The organism is Caballeronia sp. LZ003, assembly GCF_031451465.1.
GTDB lineage: Bacteria > Pseudomonadota > Gammaproteobacteria > Burkholderiales > Burkholderiaceae > Caballeronia.
On record NZ_JARUXJ010000004.1, the window covers coordinates 640,969 to 657,560 of the forward strand.

Annotated in this window: 15 protein-coding genes; 11 read left to right on the plus strand and 4 right to left on the minus strand. The window is 60.1% G+C overall.

Annotation, left to right across the window (positions count from 1 at the left end):
- Positions 1 to 62: 62 nt before the first annotated feature.
- From QCE79_RS27075 to QCE79_RS27110, 8 genes are all read left to right on the plus strand, one after another.
- Complete coding sequence (locus tag QCE79_RS27075) at positions 63 to 1,514, plus strand: efflux transporter outer membrane subunit (protein WP_309849118.1); 1,452 nt, start codon at positions 63 to 65, stop codon at positions 1,512 to 1,514.
- A gap of 202 nt (positions 1,515 to 1,716) precedes the next feature.
- The gene (locus tag QCE79_RS27080) at positions 1,717 to 4,233 is read left to right on the plus strand and encodes an FHA domain-containing protein (RefSeq protein WP_309850614.1); all 2,517 of its coding nucleotides are present in this window, start codon (positions 1,717 to 1,719) and stop codon (positions 4,231 to 4,233) included.
- Positions 4,211 to 5,584 carry an HlyD family efflux transporter periplasmic adaptor subunit gene (locus QCE79_RS27085; RefSeq protein ID WP_309849122.1) on the plus strand — a complete coding sequence of 458 codons (1,374 nt, stop codon included), beginning with the start codon at positions 4,211 to 4,213 and terminating at the stop codon, positions 5,582 to 5,584. The genes QCE79_RS27080 and QCE79_RS27085 overlap by 23 nt, the downstream gene beginning before the upstream one ends.
- A gap of 72 nt (positions 5,585 to 5,656) precedes the next feature.
- On the plus strand, positions 5,657 to 6,409 hold the full coding sequence (locus tag QCE79_RS27090; RefSeq protein ID WP_250467109.1) for a peptidylprolyl isomerase: 753 nt from the start codon (positions 5,657 to 5,659) through the stop codon (positions 6,407 to 6,409).
- A 37-nt stretch (positions 6,410 to 6,446) separates the two neighbouring features.
- Complete coding sequence (locus tag QCE79_RS27095) at positions 6,447 to 9,506, plus strand: peptidase domain-containing ABC transporter (protein ID WP_309849128.1); 3,060 nt, start codon at positions 6,447 to 6,449, stop codon at positions 9,504 to 9,506.
- On the plus strand, positions 9,503 to 10,810 hold the full coding sequence (locus tag QCE79_RS27100; RefSeq protein WP_309849131.1) for a sigma-54 dependent transcriptional regulator: 1,308 nt from the start codon (positions 9,503 to 9,505) through the stop codon (positions 10,808 to 10,810). Before QCE79_RS27095 ends, QCE79_RS27100 begins: the two co-directional genes overlap by 4 nt.
- Before the next feature lie 59 nt (positions 10,811 to 10,869).
- Positions 10,870 to 11,148 (plus strand): BrnT family toxin, encoded by a 279-nt coding sequence (locus QCE79_RS27105; RefSeq protein WP_309849133.1) that lies wholly within the window; start codon positions 10,870 to 10,872, stop codon positions 11,146 to 11,148.
- Positions 11,126 to 11,383: a BrnA antitoxin family protein gene (locus tag QCE79_RS27110; RefSeq protein WP_250467102.1), complete on the plus strand. Its 258-nt coding sequence runs from the start codon at positions 11,126 to 11,128 to the stop codon at positions 11,381 to 11,383. The genes QCE79_RS27105 and QCE79_RS27110 overlap by 23 nt, the downstream gene beginning before the upstream one ends.
- A 4-nt stretch (positions 11,384 to 11,387) precedes the next feature.
- Here QCE79_RS27110 and QCE79_RS27115 read toward each other — a convergent pair whose 3' ends face one another.
- Positions 11,388 to 12,146 (minus strand): protein phosphatase 2C domain-containing protein, encoded by a 759-nt coding sequence (locus tag QCE79_RS27115; protein WP_250467100.1) that lies wholly within the window; start codon positions 12,144 to 12,146, stop codon positions 11,388 to 11,390.
- 84 nt (positions 12,147 to 12,230) lie between these two features.
- Complete coding sequence (locus tag QCE79_RS27120) at positions 12,231 to 12,527, minus strand: hypothetical protein (RefSeq protein ID WP_244829628.1); 297 nt, start codon at positions 12,525 to 12,527, stop codon at positions 12,231 to 12,233.
- A gap of 413 nt (positions 12,528 to 12,940) precedes the next feature.
- Here QCE79_RS27120 and QCE79_RS27125 point away from each other — a divergent pair, with 413 nt between their 5' ends.
- The 3 genes from QCE79_RS27125 to QCE79_RS27135 all read left to right on the plus strand — a co-directional run bounded on the left by QCE79_RS27125 (position 12,941) and on the right by QCE79_RS27135 (position 14,971).
- Positions 12,941 to 13,444 carry a lecithin retinol acyltransferase family protein gene (locus QCE79_RS27125; RefSeq protein WP_309849138.1) on the plus strand — a complete coding sequence of 168 codons (504 nt, stop codon included), beginning with the start codon at positions 12,941 to 12,943 and terminating at the stop codon, positions 13,442 to 13,444.
- Between the two features lie 26 nt (positions 13,445 to 13,470).
- The gene (locus QCE79_RS27130) at positions 13,471 to 13,719 is read left to right on the plus strand and encodes a hypothetical protein (protein WP_244829630.1); all 249 of its coding nucleotides are present in this window, start codon (positions 13,471 to 13,473) and stop codon (positions 13,717 to 13,719) included.
- Positions 13,720 to 13,876: 157 nt separating this feature from the next.
- Positions 13,877 to 14,971: a VOC family protein gene (locus QCE79_RS27135; RefSeq protein ID WP_309849141.1), complete on the plus strand. Its 1,095-nt coding sequence runs from the start codon at positions 13,877 to 13,879 to the stop codon at positions 14,969 to 14,971.
- Positions 14,972 to 14,996: 25 nt separating this feature from the next.
- Here the strand turns inward: QCE79_RS27135 and QCE79_RS27140 are convergent, their stop codons facing one another.
- Both QCE79_RS27140 and QCE79_RS27145 read right to left on the minus strand, forming a co-directional pair.
- Positions 14,997 to 15,407: a cupredoxin family copper-binding protein gene (locus QCE79_RS27140; protein ID WP_244829632.1), complete on the minus strand. Its 411-nt coding sequence runs from the start codon at positions 15,405 to 15,407 to the stop codon at positions 14,997 to 14,999.
- The gene (locus QCE79_RS27145) at positions 15,404 to 16,387 is read right to left on the minus strand and encodes a metallophosphoesterase (protein WP_309849143.1); all 984 of its coding nucleotides are present in this window, start codon (positions 16,385 to 16,387) and stop codon (positions 15,404 to 15,406) included. The genes QCE79_RS27140 and QCE79_RS27145 overlap by 4 nt, the downstream gene beginning before the upstream one ends.
- Positions 16,388 to 16,592 lie beyond the last annotated feature (205 nt).

The window sequence follows — 16,592 nt, forward strand, 5'->3', positions numbered from 1 at the left end:
CCGGGCCGCGACGCCTCCACACTCAACCTGACCGTCGGTGCGCGTTCACCGGGAGCGAGATCGTGCAAGCCTTGTTGCCATCGTTGCGCTTAGGCTCTTTGCGTTTTGGGCTGCTACGCGTCGGCCTTGCAAGCGGGCTTGCTCTGCTTGCCGGTTGCATCGACGTGAAGGTGCCGACTTATCAACGCCCGGACACGCCCGAGAAGACCGCCTTCACGAAAATCGACGCGCCCAAGGTCGCAGCGGCTGCCACCATTCAGCCCGACTGGTGGAAGCAGTTCCACGATCCCGCACTGGATACGCTCGTCGGCCAGGCTATCGACAACAACTTCGATATCAAGGTGCTGGCCGCGCGCATCAACGTGGCGGGCGCGCAGATCGGCGAGGCCCGTGCGGGCGCGTTGCCTTCCATGGATGCGGGTGCGGGCGCGAGCTTCGAAAAGACCACTGGCCAGATGTTTTCGAAGCAATACAACCTGGGCACGCAAGTGAACTGGGACATCGACATCTGGGGCGCGGTGGAAAAAGGCGTGCAAGCCCAGAAGGCCGAATTTCGCGCGACGGAGGCCGACTGGCGCGCGGGTTATCTCGAACTCGTCGCCAACGTTTCGACCACTTACTTCCAGATTCTTCAGTTCGACGATCAGATCGAGCAGCAGAAGAAGACCATCGCGACCAACCGGCAAATCCTGACGATCTTCGAGGGCATGGAAAAGAACGGTCTCGTGCCCCATACGCAGGTTTTGACGCAGCGCGCGGAATTGAACCGCCTCACGCGCGATCTGCTGGAATTGCGCCGTTCGCGCGATCTTGCCAATAACGCACTCGCTACATTGACAGGCGTTCCCGCAGGCGAATTCAAACTGCCGGAAGGGCATTTGCAGACGCGTGTGCAGGCGCCGCCGGTGCCGTCGGGGCTGCCATCGCAGTTGCTCGCACGGCGTCCCGATCTCGTCGCGGCGGAGTATCGCGTGCTCGAATCGTATGACCTCGTCGGTCAGGCGAAGCTCGCGCAATTGCCGACCATCAGTCTCACCGGGCGCGGCGGTAGCGCCAGTTTCGCGCTGACGGACCTGCTCAAAACTTTCACCTTCAGCTTTCTGCCAAGCATCAACATCCCGATTCTCGATCCGAGCGTTCGTGCTCACGTGAAGACCACCGAAGCGCAAACCACGGTCGCGGAACAGCAATATCGCAGCACCGTCATGAGCGCGTTCGAGGAAGTAGAGAATGCGCTCGTGAATCTCGATTCGCATACGAAGCAGCGCGTCGAGTTGCAACAGGAAGTAGAGCATCTGACCATCGTCGCGGCGCAGATCGACGCGCAACTCAAGGAAGGCGTGATTTCTCAGCTGGAAGTGTTTGAAACCGAGCGCACCTTGCTCGCCGCACAGCTTGCGCTGCTCGCCAATCATCAGCAGATCCTGTCGGATACGGTGACGCTCTATAAGGCGCTCGGCGGCGGATGGCCAACGGTGAATGTTCAGAACGCATCCACGGATACACCTCAGTGAGCAATCCTCAAGCTTTGCTAACGATCGTTCCATATCGCCTCAAGCGGCTCGCGTATGGCGTTTTAAGCCAGTGCTGCACGATTGACTACGATAATGCGTGACTTAAACTTTCAACACCCGCCGTCGCATAGCTCGGCTGGCGGGACGACCCATCCGCTCCATGCGCCGCTCGAGACTCATGGACTCACTTCGTGACATGGACATGGCTCCAGGCGATCCGATAGCGGAACAGCAGCCGAACGTGGGCGAAGCGTTCGATGTCGTCCTGAAGCCGCTCGCTCGTAACGGAATCGGCGAGAATCTGGCGGAGATTCGTATCGACGAAAATCTCTTCGCCATTGGCCGTGCGGAAGCACCGTTCGATACCAGCCCGCCCGAAGCCGTCGCCCAACTCTCGCGTCGTCATGCACGCATCTTCATCGAGCATGGCCTCGTTTATATCGCCGATCTCGGCAGCAAGAACGGCACCGCCGTGAATGGCACACCCGTGCGCGAAATGCCCGTGCGCGTTCGTGCGGGCGATGAGATCGGGTTCGGCAACCGTCTCGCATACCGCGTGCAATTTGCACCGCGCAAGCGCCGCAACGTGGCCGTCAAGCCCTTGAGCATCACGCTCGTTCCGCAGCGCAACGACCTGAACTTGCAGCCCGTCGAACTGCTGCAATTCCCGTTTCTCGTGAGCAAGAGCGACGCTACGTTTGCGCGTCATCGAGAGCAGTATCCACATCAGGTGAATTACGTATCGCGGCGGCATGCGCACGTGTTCGTCAAGGGCGCGGCGCCGTTCGTCGAAGACCTTGGCAGCACCAACGGCACCTTCGTGAATGGCGCGCGCCTAGGCGAGTCAGCAGTCGAACTGAAGAATGGCGACACGCTTGCCTTCGGAGGCACGCATTTCGTCTATGTCGTGCATCTGCATGGCGAAGAGAGCGAATCGACGCTCACGGAAATGGCTGCCTCGCATGCCGACAATAACTTCGACAGCGACAAGACGACCTTCGTCGGATCGGCGCACTCGTTCCTCGATATCTTTTGCGTCGATCAAGCTGCGGCGATTGAAGACGAAATCAATCTGGATTCGCAGCCTGTCCCCGCAAAAGAAGCCGCCCCTGAAAAAAAGCGGCGTGGCAAGACGGCGCTTTTCGTTTCCGAACTGCATACGGCCTTCGCAGGCGATGACCGTCGTACAACGCGCCGCATGCGCATGATTGCAGCGGGTGTGCTGATCGCTATGCTCGCCGGTGGTGCGGCGCTTTTTTACAGCGGATCGAACGAACGTCAGGCGAAATCGCTGCTGGCGCAGGGCGACTATGCACAAGCTGCGAGCGTCACTAGCGACTATCTGCTCACGCATCCGCAAGACACGCAATTCGCCGCGATGAACACGGAAGCCGTGCTCAAGGGAAATGTTCCGCGCTGGCTGGCCGCGTTGCGACATGGCGACTTCGCGAACGCCGACGCCATCATCGCGCAGATGAAAGCCCTCGGTCAAAACAATCCCGATGTGCGCTCCATGATCGACGAGCTCGACTGGATAGGCAAACTGGAGAGCTTCGTGATGAGCCGCGGAGGTCCTGATGCGCCCATTCGGATGTATGACGATGAAGGACGGATCGGCGCAATTCTGAAGCACTGGGAAGCGGATGCGTTGGGGCACCAACGCGATCTCGACAGGCTTGCGGGCTATGTGCCCGAGTTTCGCGAGCCGTATGCGCTTGCACTTAGTCATCTGCGCAAGTTGCAGAGCGACGACTCTGTCTACCTCGCGGCTATCGAGCGATTGAATGCGACCATCGTTAAGGGTCTTGCGCAAGACGATCTCGATTCCATCGACGGCGCGCTCAAGGATTATGCGGACAAATATCCGCGACTGGGCGGCCTCGATCGCGTGCGCGCCGATCTCAAGCGCTATGCGGATCTGCGCAGCGCGGCGAGCGGCACGAGTCTCGCACCGCTTGCCGCATCCATAAATACGGCGAATTTTTCGACGCCGCCTTTTCAGGAGCGGTATCAACAGATCAGTGCGGATCAACTGCCGCCACCTGAGGTGCTCAGACAATACGCTGCAATCGCCGATGCCTGGCGCGACGGCAAGACGCCGGATGCGCTGGACGGGTTGCAGAAATTGCCGCAAGGCTCATGGTCCGCGACTGCGCAAAAGGAACTCGCGCACAAGAAAGCCGTGGCCGCGCAATACGCCGATCTGCAAAAGGCGCGCGGCACGAAAGCTTATGACGAAGCGCTGCTGTCGTTCTACGAAACACTCGATCTCGATAGCGACACGTGGTTCGCAAACAAGGTCGCGCCTGATGTCGCTTCGCTCCGGGATAAGGCTGCTGCCCGCGCGCAAAGCCTCATGTCGCAAGCACAGACGCTATGGAATCAGTATCGGACGAACGGTGGCATCGGCGGATCGCAACGGCTCGAATCGGGTGTGTCGGACACGTTCCGCAGTCAGGCGCGACTTCTCACCGATGCCGAGGATGCGGCCACACGCGGCATGCGCATCTTCCGGCAAGTGAAGGCCGACAACGGTAAGTGGGCGGCGCTTGCAAGCGAGATAGACAACGAGGCGATCCTGCAGCGCCGCTCGCTGCAGGATCTGCGCATGGTGCTCGAACCGCAGTTGCTCAAGACCAAGCTCGGCTTGATCGGTGCCAACACCATCACGACGGCAACCACGGGAGGCACGAGCGGTGAAGAAAGACGCGCACCTTAAACCTTTATCGGAAGCGCTGGTCGATCATGGCGCGGAAGGTATCGCCATACTCACGGCCGAGCCGCTGCGCCTGACGCAAGCCCTCATCTACACGATGGTCGCGCTGGTCGCGTCCGCGCTCGTCTGGTCGTTCGTGGGACATGCGGATGTCACCGTGGCCGCGCAAGGCACGCTCGCGCCGGAGTCCGAAGTGCGGCGCTTCTACGCGCCGATCGACGGCGAGCTTGCCGAGCTTTTCATCGCGGAAGGCCAGCCCGTACGCAAAGATGACGTCGTCGCGCGCCTCAATGCACGTGGTGCAATCGAAGCGGCGACCAATGCGCTCGAAGCGCAACTCAAGCTCGACGATGCGGAACGCGAATGGAAGCAGTTCCCCGAGAAGAAGCTGCTCATGCAGCGCAAGATCGTCGCGCTGAAGAATCAGATGGAAGTGGAAGAGCATCAGCATCAACAGCGCGTGAACGAAGGCACGAGCAAGCTCGCGGAAGGACAGAAGGCGCAATTGCAGGAACAACGCAGCGTGCTCGAAAACGCCCGCCGCGCACGCGATGCCGCGAAGACCGAACTCGACCGCTTCACACGGCTCTTTGCCTTGCCGGGCGGCGGCGGGGTGTCGGAATCGCAAGTGGAAGTCAAACGCAACGCGTATCTCGAAGCCGATGGCGGCTATCGCGTGGAACAGTCGAAACTCGCAGAACTGGATTTTCGTCTGAGCCACGAATTCACGCAGGCGAAGGCGCAACTCGAAACAAGCGGACAGGAATCGACCAATCTGCGCTTGCAATATGAATCGGCCATGCGCGAAGTGGCGAGCACGGAAGACAAGTTGCGTCTGCAACTACAGACCGCGCGGCTCGTGGCGGATGCTGCCGCGCGCATCAAGTTCGAAAATATCGACAAGGATAATTTTCTGCTGATACTCGCGCCGGTATCGGGCGTCGTCACCGATGTCACATCCACGCAGACCGGTGACAAGATTCAGGCAAACACGCCGCTGGGCGGCATTGCCCCCGCCAACGCCAGGCCCGTATTGAAGATCGAAATTGCGGAACACGATCGTGCTTTTCTTCGCGAGGGACAGCACGTCAAGCTCAAGTTCAACGCGTTTCCTTACCAACGCTATGGCGTGATCGACGGCACGCTCGCGTTCATCTCGCCCGCGACCAAGCCGAGCCCTGGCACGAAGCAGCCTGTCTACGAAGGACGCGTGACACTCGATCGCGGCTTCTATCAGGTGGCCGACACGAAATATCCGCTGCGTTACGGCATGACCGCCACTGCCGAGATCGTCGTGCGCGAGCGCCGGCTCATCGACCTCGGGCTCGACCCCTTCCGCAATGTGGCGGGATAGGGAAGGAGGGTTACGCACGCGGAACCGGTCGGACATGCTGCGAGATGCATCCTCAAATCAACGGAGAACGACATGACGGCGATAGTGCGAATCGACGACGAAGTGGTCGATGTCGGCGAACTGATCAGGCTGTTGAAGCTCAACGGCCAGTTCGACGGCCTGCTGGAGCAACTGGTGCGCGACAAGCTGACCGTGCGCGCGGCGAAGAAGGCGGGCGTCAAACTAAGCGACGATGAGATCCAGACGCGCGCCGACCAGTTTCGTCGCATTCGCGGGCTGCATCGCGCGGCCGACATGAACAACTATCTCGATGCGCTTTCGGTGAGTCTCGACGAGTTCGAAGTGTTCATCACCGACACGCTGTATCAGGAAAAAATGCTTGAAAACATCGGTACGGAGCGCGAGGTCGAAGAATATTTTCAGCTCAATTCGCCGAAGTTCGACAGTATCGAAGTGAGCCACATTCTGCTCGATACCGAAGGCAGCGCGCGCGAGATGATCTCGTATCTCAACGACGACCCAGACAGCTTTGCGGACATGGCCCGCGAACATTCGCTCGCCGATACGCGCGAAGAAGGCGGCGTGATAGGCCGCGTGATGCGCGGGCAACTCAAGCCGGAGATCGAAGCGAAGGTCTTCAATGCAGAAGCCGGTGATCTGCTCGGCCCGTTCATCTCCGCCGATGGCTCTTCCTATGAGATTTTCTCGGTTACGTCGAAGTATCCCGCGAAGCTCGATCAGGACGTTGCAGCCGAGATTCGCCGGCTATTACGCGAGGAATGGCTGGTGGCGCGCGCGCAGGAACATGTGATCGAAGCACGTTAAACCGAAACCAAGCCGAAACTACAACAGAGCGAACGATATGGACGCCCCTTCGAGCCTGGATGCGCCCGCCGACTTTCTCGCGACCGTGGAGATTCTTTCGCCGTTCACGCGCGAGGAGATCGCGCAACTCGCGGAACATGCTCAGTCGCGCCGCTTTGGCTTCGGTGAAACCGTGTGCAATGCGGGGGATTCCGCCGACGGGCTCTATGTCGTGAAGGCCGGCTCTGTGCGCATCTTTACCGAGGAGCACGGCAAGGAAATCAGCATGGGAGTGAAGAAGGCGAGCGAGACGTTCGCGGATATCGCCATGCTGCGCGAGTATCGCCATGAATCGTCGGTGCGCTCTTCAGGCAAGACCGAACTGCTGTTCATCCCGCGCAATGCGATCGAGCCGATTATCGCAAGAAACCCGGCTGCGCTCGCGTTCGTCACGAGCTTCGTCGCGATCAGTTCGGCGGGCGGCTTCGTCGCGAAACTGTTCGATCTGCGCGGCAAATTGAACAAGGCCGAACTCGAGGAATGCGTGCGCAGCGTGGGCGTCAAGCGCGTCGGCGAAGGCAAGGAGATCTTCAAGCAAGACTCGCGCGATGACCGGCGCCTCTATGTCGTGCGGCAGGGCGAAGTGCGGATCGTGCGCGAAGACGGCAACGAAAAGCATGTACTCGCCACGCTCGGGCCCGGTGAAATCTTCGGCGAGAAGGCGTGCGTGATGCGTCAGGAGCAGATGGCGTCGGCCATTGCGCTCACGGACACGCGCCTGCTCGTAATCCCTGAAAAGACGGTGCATTTCATCATCGAGCGCAATGTGAAGCTGCGCGAAGTGCTGGAAGAACGCATTCGTTTCAGCGAGCGCGAACTGCAGCGTCAGAAGAAACTCGCCGAGCGTCGCAGACTGCCGTCGATGCTCGATCTCCACACCAAGCCCGAGATGGGCGAGCGCGTCATCAAGCGCTTTGCGTGGGTCGAGCAGGCCGAGGAAATGGATTGCGGCGCCGCGTGTCTTGCGATGATCTGCAAGCACTACGGCATCAACATGACGCTCGGCAAACTGCGCGAACTGGCGAACGTCACGACGCAAGGCGCAACGCTCGACAGTCTTGCGCGCGCCGGCGATGCGCTCGGCTTCACCACGCGCGGCGTGCAGTGCACGTTCGAGTCGCTACGCGGTTTCGAGATGCCGTTCATCGCGCATTGGGAGGGATATCACTACATCATCGTCTACGGTATTTCGAAAGACAACGTGTGGGTCGCGGACCCGGCCATCGGCTTCAAGAAGATGACCGTGGGCGAGTTCGAGCGCGGCTGGAGCGGCACATGTCTGCTGTTTTCTCCGGTGCAGGACATGGCGCAGCAAGCGGTATCGCGTTCGCCGTGGATTCGCTTCGTGGGGTATCTGAAGCCTTACAAGAAGGTCCTGCTGCATCTGTTTTTAGCGACCTTCGTGATTCAAGTGCTGGGCGTGATTCCGCCGCTCATCATCCAGAACATTCTCGATGGCGTGATCGTGCATCAGAACGTCAGCTTGCTGCATGTGCTGATAGGCGGGTTGATCATCTCGAACCTGTTCACTCAACTCATGTCGACCATTCGTGCCTATCTTGCAAACTTCATGGTGCGCAACATGGACTTCGCGATGATGTCGCAGTTCTTCAGGCACACGTTCTCGCTGCCCTTCAGCTTTTTCGCCAAGCGCAAGACCGGCGACGTTTTCGCGCGCTTCCAGGAAAACCACACCATTCGCGCTTTTCTCACCGAATCCACAGTGACGACGGTACTCAATCTGCTGATGATCTTCATTTACTTCACGATCATGTTTCTCTACAACGTGAAGCTGACCTTGTTGCTGATTGCCTTCGTCATCCCGATGATGGCGCTTACCATCCTCGCCACGCCGCGCATCAAGCAGAATGCGCGCGAAGCGTTTTCTTCGGCTACAGACGCACGTTCGTTTCTCATGGAAGCCTTGGGCGGCGTCGAAACGGTGAAGGGGATGGGCATCGAGCGTGCGGTGCGGCTCAAGTGGGAAAAGAAGTACGCAAAGTCGCTCGAAGTGCAATACAAGTCGCAACGCTTCAATATCGGCGTAGGCTTGTGCAGCCAGTTGCTGAATGCAGGTACGACTATCGCCGTATTGTGGGTCGGAGCAAACCTCGTGCTTTCGCGCGAACTGAGCATCGGCCAGTTGATTGCGTTCAATGCTTTCATGGGTAGCGTGCTGTCGCCGCTCATGGGCCTCATCAACTTATGGAGTCTCGTGAACGATGCCGGCGTGGCAATGGAGCGTCTCGGCGATGTGCTCGACATAGACCCGGAGCAGAAACCTTCGGAGATGGAGCAGCGCGTGATGTTGCCCGACTTGCAGGGCGAAATCAGCTTTAACGGCGTGTATTTTCGCTATGGCGAAGGCGACACGCCTTACGTGCTGGAAAATATCAGCTTCGATATCAAGCCCGGCGAACTCATCGCGGTAGTCGGAAGAAGCGGTTCAGGCAAGACGACGCTTGCCAAGCTGCTCGTTGGTTTCTATGCGCCGAGCGAAGGCAAGATGACAGTGGACGGCTACGACCTGAGCGTCATCGACAAGGGCTTTTATCGCGCGCAGATTGGTTATGTCATGCAGAGCAACTTGCTGTTCTCGGGCACGATAGCGGAGAACATCGCGAGCGGCGAGGAGTCGCCGGATAGAAGGCGTATCGAGGAAGTGGCCAAGATGGCGGATGCGCATGCGTTCATCGTCAAGCTGCCGCTAGCGTATGAGCAGGTGGTGGGCGAACGTGGCGTGGGTTTGTCGGGTGGACAGATTCAGCGGCTCTGTATCGCGCGCGCGCTGTATCACGACCCACGTCTGCTGGTTTTCGACGAAGCCACGTCCGCGCTCGATACGCAGTCCGAGAGCAATATCCTCGGCAACATGCAGGAGATTCTCAAGGGCCGCACCGCGGTCATCATCGCGCACAGGCTTTCCACCATCATGCGTGCCGACAAGATTCTGGTGCTGTATGAAGGCGGTATCGTGGAGCAGGGCAGGCATGATGAGCTGGTCGCAAGAAAGGGCATGTATTACCAACTCGTGCAGAAGCAACTGAGCGCAGCATGAAAATACTAGACCAACCGGAAAGCGACAGCGGCGTGCCCGCATCGGCCATATCGTATGCGGGAATCATCGAGAAGATCGAGATTTTGCGTTCCACCTTGCGATGGACATCGCGGCTGGAGCGGCCCGAGATAGAAAAGCTTCTGCGTCAGGCGAGTTCCTTGCGCGATGAGGTCATGCAGCTTTCGCACAAGGAGCGCTTCATTCAGGCCGCTGCTGCCGAGCCTCGACGCGACATGTCACCGGGCTCGCGGCGTCAGGCCTTGATCGAACGCAGCTTCGTATTCGAAGGCACGTTCGGCGATAACCCGAAGCTGCTCGAAGCCCTGGAAATAGCGGAAAAAGCCGCGCCTACGGATCTTCCCGTGCTGATCGACGGCGAGAGCGGCACGGGCAAGGAGCTGATGGCCAAGGTCATTCATGCCAATGGCTCGCGCGCGGACAAGCCCTATATCTCCGTGAATTGCGGGGCCATTCCGGATAATCTGCTGGAATCCGAACTATTCGGGCATCGCAAGGGCGCGTTCACGGGCGCGACCAACGACCGCAAGGGCAAGTTCGAGAGCGCGCATGCGGGCACCATATTTCTCGATGAAATTGGCGAGCTGCCGTTGGTTGGGCAGGTGAAGCTGTTGCGCGTGCTCGAAGCGCACGAGATTCAGCGCGTGGGTTCGGATGAAGCCATTTCGGTGGATGCGCGCATCGTCGCGGCGACGAATCGCAATCTGCGGCGCTTCTGCGATGAAGGTCGCTTTCGCGAAGACCTGTTTTATCGCTTGAGCGTGATTCATCTGACCTTGCCCGCGCTGCGTGAACGCCGCGACGAGATACCGCTCTTGCTGTCTTACTTCGGCGATGAAGCGGCGGCCACGCTCAAGCGCCGGCCCATCAAGATGTCCCCACGTTTAAGGGACTTCATGCGCAATTACGATTATCCCGGCAACATCCGCGAGTTGCGCAACATCATCTATCGCATCGCTTGTCTTGCAGGCGAGATGGCGGATATCGAGCACCTTCCGCTGGACATCCGGCCGAAGACATCGCTCTCGTTGGCGATGGGCGGTCCTGCCGCGAATGGCAACGGCATTGCGACGGCGACTTCGCTGAGCGAAGCCAAGCGCGTTGCGAGTGACGAAGCGGAGCGCGCATTTCTGGAACGTGGGCTGCATGAAGTGGGCGGCACGGTGGCCGAACTTGCGCGGCGGTATGAGATGAACCGGTCGCATCTGCAGATGCTTTTAAAGAAGCACGGGCTGCATTCGAAGGATTTCAGGCTTGCGGCGCAAAAGAGCAGGGAAGGACAGTAGCTTCAATGTAGCGATCGTCCGTGTTAGACTGTACATACAATTGTCAATACGGGTGATGCGTGCGTTTCGAATGGGACGAAGCCAAGAATCAGACCAACATTCGGAAGCACGGCATTGATTCTCGAGACGCAGTAGATGTATTCAACCATCCGGTTCTGACCTGGTTGGATTCGCGGGAAGACTACGGCGAGGAGCGCTGGATTGCGCTGGGCTGGATGAGCGCCACGGTGGGCGTCGTAGTGTATGTCGAGCGGTGCGCAGACGCGGTGCGAATCATCTCGGCGCGCAAGGCAACCAGACATGAGGCAAAACGCTATGAGCAAAAAATCGGCAACTGACTGGAAGCGGCTCGAGCAGGCACGAGACGCCGATATCGACCTGACTGAAATCCCGGAGCTTGACGACACCTTTTTCGAACAGGCTCAACTGCATGTGCCGCCGAAGCAGGCCGTCACCATGCGGCTGGATGCAGACGTGCTCGAATGGTTTCGTGAGCAAGGGAAGGGGTATCAAACGCGCATCAATCGGCTTCTGCGCGCGTATATGCAGATGCATCAGCAGCGCCATTCGTAAGCGCTTACAGGCCAGGATTAACCTGCGTCCTATCCAAAGCCATCAAATCCTCCGCACGCGCGACGACAACCGAAATGTTGTCGCGCCCGCCGCGTTCCAGCGCAATCTCCAGCAGCCTCTGCGCCGCGAGCTCGCAACTGCTCAACGCAAGCTGCGCCACCATCTCGTCCTCGCTCACTTCGTTCGAAAGACCATCGCTGCAAAGCAGGAACGTATCGCCATCGTGCAGCGTGATGGAATCTTCGTCGAGATCGAGGAAGTCGAGCGCGCCAACCGCACGCGTGATGAGATGCTGCGCCGGATGATGCAGCGCCTCTTCCGCCGTCAATTGTCCGCGCGCCTTCAGTTCTTCCACGTGACTATGATCGCGCGTGAGTTGCCGCAGCCGCCCGCGCCGCAGTAGATAGATACGGCTGTCGCCCGCCCACAAATAACCGCATACGCCGTCTCGCGCAGCCAGCAACACCACCGTGCTGCCGATTCGCGATACCTGCCGTCGCGCCGCTTCCGCACGCAAGCGCGCGTTGATATCGAGCAAATGCGCCCGTGCATCCGCCAGTGCGCTTTGTGCCGTCATGCTCGCCAAGCTCTCGATCACCATGCGGCTCGCCAGATCGCCAACCGCGTGACCGCCCATGCCGTCTGCGACGGCCCACAGGCCACGTTCGGGCGCGTCGAGCAGCGCGTCTTCGTTGATCTGCCGCACGAGGCCCGCGTCGGTGCGCGCAGCGGATGTCCATCGAAACTCGTTGCTGAAGGTCACGGCAACCTCCCAAGGTCCTGACTGGCGCGTCATGCGGTCGGCCGAGGCGCGCGGCCCCAGTCATTGTGCACTCAACCGCCGAGCTTATCCCGCGCGATTGCTGGACAGCGCGTTGGGACTGACGGTGAGCGTCGCGCCCGCGCCGGTGTTGTTCACATCGACGCTCTGATACTGGTTGACCATCTGACCGACGCTGATGTTGTTCGTGATGTCGTAGATGTTCACCACGCTGCTGCCGCCACCGCCTTGCTGACGGTCCGCGACATATGGCGTGATCCAGCCGAAGAGCCAAGGCGCGCCACCGCCGCCACTGATGGCCAACATCGCCGCGCGATCGAGTTCGCGGTCGTGATCCAGATCGGTGATGGTGATTGCGCTCATTGCGGCTCTCCTTGTTTGCTCGAATTCGATGCGGGCACTTATGCAAGGGCTATGCCGATTTGCATGCGCCTCCGCCATCGGCTTATTCGATGCGGCCTTCGCCCTTTGTCGATGCCCGCGCCTTTGCGTCATCAGTTGGACCGTCGCCAACAACCGCTGTTGGCAAACAAGCGGACGACCAACACTACGAACCAAACGCGCACGGGCGCTCCATTGATGCTCTGGCGCCAACACATCGCTCTCCCAGACTGTTGGTTAATAATCAACAACCGCTATCAAGAATCTAACGTAAAACGGTAATTTTCTCTATAAATCAAACATTTACGAAGACTGGCAAGAAACCTGCAAAAGACTCCGCAACAAGCCGCCGAACAGACACTTCGGCGCGACGAGACCAAAAATCGGAGCGAGCCATGTCGAACACCCAACCGTCCGGACCGAACGATACCCGAGCTGCCGCGTGCAGCCTGTCGTTCGATGACGAACCGGCCATAGGCGCCGAACTCGTCACGCGCCGCTCGGGTTACGAACATCACGGACTCTATGCGGGCGACGGCCGGGTTATCCATTACGCGGGATTCGCCAAGTCGCTGCATCGCGGTCCGGTGGAAGAAGTCAGTCTCGCGCAATTCGCGGGCGGCCATGACGTGACCATCCGCCAAAACCCGACCGCGTGCTTCGTCGGCCTGGAAGCAGTGCGCCGCGCCCGCAGCCGGCTCGGTGAAGACCGTTATCGCTTGTTGACCAACAACTGCGAGCACTTCGTGACGTGGTGCCTGTTCGGCCAAAGCCAAAGCCGCCAGGTTCGCGCCTGCTTCGCCCATCCGCGCGTGGCGTGGCGCGCAGTGACGGGATTGTTTCGCGCCTATGTCGCTGCCGATCGGCAACGCCGCTTGAACGCCGCACTCGCCGCCTGAACGGCCTGACCAGAAAGGAGACCATCATGCACACCATTCAAAACTCGCTGCACTGGGCCGTCGACAAATGGCTCGCCCCGAGCGCGGCGCATCCGGCACGCGTCGTGCGGCTGTGTCGCTCGCAGGTCACGGGCTCGCGCTACGTCTGCATCGAGGCGTGGCACGCGAACGGACCGCTTGCGATCATCTTCTTCCGGCACGACGACGGCACCTGGAACGTGTTTCCCCCGCAAGCAAGACGCCCGTCGATGAGCCCGCAACGGCTTGCCGCCTGATACAGCGAAAGCGCCCGAGCCGCGCGAAGTCCCGGCTTTGACACGATGATCGCGCTGCCGCTACTCTAGCGGCAGGTTTATCGGCCGTGAGCACAGGCAGCCATCGCTGTGGTAGTTTCACGTCCGAGAACCCGCCCGACCATTGAGGACTTTGCCGATGACCCAGCCCGACTCCACTTCCCCCGCCCGCGCGACGCCCGATTGCGAAGTCGGCGACAATCCGCTCGGCATCGCGGGGCTGGAGTTCGTCGAGTTTTCCAGCCCGGACCCGCAGGGCCTCGCCGCTTTATTCGAGCGGCTGGGCTTCGTGCCGGTCGCGCAGCATGTCAGCAAGGCGGTCAAGCTGTTTCGTCAGGGCAGCATGAATTTCCTCCTGAACGCAGAGCCGGATTCCTTCGCGTCGCGCTTCGCCGAATCGCATGGTGTGGGCATTGCCGCCATCGGCATTCGCGTGGTGGACGCGGCGCTTGCTCACGAGCGCGCGGTCGAATTCGGCGCCTGGGATTTCGAAGGCGAGAAGATCGGCCCGAACGAGCTGGCCATTCCGGCCATTCAGGGTATTGGCGACTCGCACATTTATTTCGTCGATCACTGGCCAGGCAAGGATAGCGGCGTGTCCACGATCTACGACATCGATTTCCGGCCCATTGCCGGCGCGAAGGCCGAGCCAGGCGGCACCGGTCTCTTCGAAGTGGATCACTTCACGCAGACGGTCGGCGCGGGCCGCATCCGCGAATGGCTCGATTTCTACCGCGAAGTGCTGCACTTCTCGGAGATTCATCAGGTGCATCCAGACTGGCATGTGTCGCAGGACTCCGCGGTCACGGTTTCGCCGTGCGGCAACATCCGCATTCCGGTGTACGAGGAAGGCACGTATCGCACGGATCTTATGCAGCAGTATCTGCCCGATCACGAAGGTGAAGGCGTGCAGCATATCGCGTTGGCATCGCAAGACATCTTCGCTTCCGTCGATGCCCTCATGGCGCGCGGCATGCGCTTTCTGAATCCGCCGCCGCGTTACTACGATCAGATCGACGAACGCCTGCCCGGACACGGACTCGATATCGACAAGCTGCGTGCGCGCGGCATTCTCGTGGACGGCGAGATTCTGCCGGACGGCACGCCGCAACTCTTCCTGCAAACCTTCGCCGAGCGTGAACCGGGCGACATGTTCTTCGAGATCGTCGAGCGTCGCGGGCATCACGGCTTCGGCGAAGGCAATCTGAGCGCCATCGCGAAGGCACGCGGTTGAGCGTCAGGCGAACGTGCCCGCGCGCTCATTGCACGACGATTGTCCCCGTCATATGCGGATGCAGCGAGCAGAAGTACTTGTAAGTGCCGGGCTTGTCGAACACATGCGAGTAGCTTTGGCCGCTGTCGAGCGGGTCTGACTTGAATGACTTCGCTTCGTCCGCGACCGTATGCAGCATGTCGTCATGATTCACCCACGTCACCTTGGTGCCGACCGGCACGGTGACGCTCGGCTGGCTGAAAGCGAAATTGTCGATGCTGATGGTCGGCGTATTCATCGCTACCGTCTGCTGCGCGGGTTCCTCCGCGCACGCCGAGGGAATGATGCCGACGAGTCCCTTGACGACGAGCGCAAGCGCGGCCTGACGCGCAACGCGTCCGGCAAGAGGACGCAATCTGGAAGGCGAGACATAGCTCGCGAGCGTGGCGACGTTCATGCCTTATCTCCTGCAAGCGGGGTATCGACGACGGCGAGATATTCGCGGCCCTGCACATGCGTGACTTCGCGCAGACCGAGCATGGAGCGCAGCTTGTCCGCGCCGACTTTCATCGGTCCGGGCCCCGATGCGGCGCCGGGCGCAGGCTGCGGAAACGCGGTGGACATGGCCGAATAGAAGCGCATGTCGCCTTCCACTTTTTGCGCTACCTGATGCACATGGCCGTTGAGCACCGTGACGGACCCGAAGCGTTTGAAGAGCGCGAGCGCTTGTGCGCTGTCGTCGGTGCCCCAGCCCCATTGCGGATAAAGCGCCCACAGCGGGATATGCGCGAACACGACGATCGGCGTGCTGCTCGATCGTCCTTGCAGATCGGCCTTGAGCCAGGCGAGTTGCGCATCGCCGAGAAAGCCGAGACCGCCGCCCTTGAGGTCGATGACATTGGTCAGGCCGATGAAATGCACGCCGCTTTCGTCGAAGCTGTACCAGTGCCGGTCGCCGCTCCTGCCGTATTGCGCTGGAAGACGCGAGAAGAACGGGTTGCCGTCCTCGACCAGCACGTCATGCTCGCCCGGCACGTAGTGCACCTGCATGCCCGCCTTGCGGATGATCTGGTCGGCGGTATCGAATTCGGCGGGCTTCGACAGATGCGTGACGTCGCCGGTATGAATCATGAACGCGGGCTGCTTCGGCATGGCGCTTACGCGATTGATCGCTTCCTCCAGCGTGCTCGTCGGTTCCGTGTTCGGGTCCTTGCTGAAGCCAATGTGACTGTCGCTGATCTGCACGAAGCTGAACGAACTCGTCTTCTTCTCGGCCGCCTGCGCCGATGAAATGATGCTCGACACCGGCACGCCGCCGCTCACCGTCCACAGCACGCCCGCGCCGGCCCAGGCCATGCAGGACAATGCAGTGCGCCGGCGCTTGCCGTGGTCGTCGAGTTCCTGCGCGTCGGGCAGGTCGTTCGGGTCGTGTGTCATGCGCACTCCTTGAATACGAACAATGCGGCCGCGTTTCATGGTTTCCTGAAGCTCACGCGCATGGCGGCACGATGCATGGGCGTGAAGCCGGCGCGTTCATGTTCGAGTGCTGAAGCTGCGCGGCATCCGTCCATCGAACCGGCGAGAGCGTCGCGATATTCCCGATTCGTCTCGTCGATTTTATTTTTTCGATTACGCCGCTTCG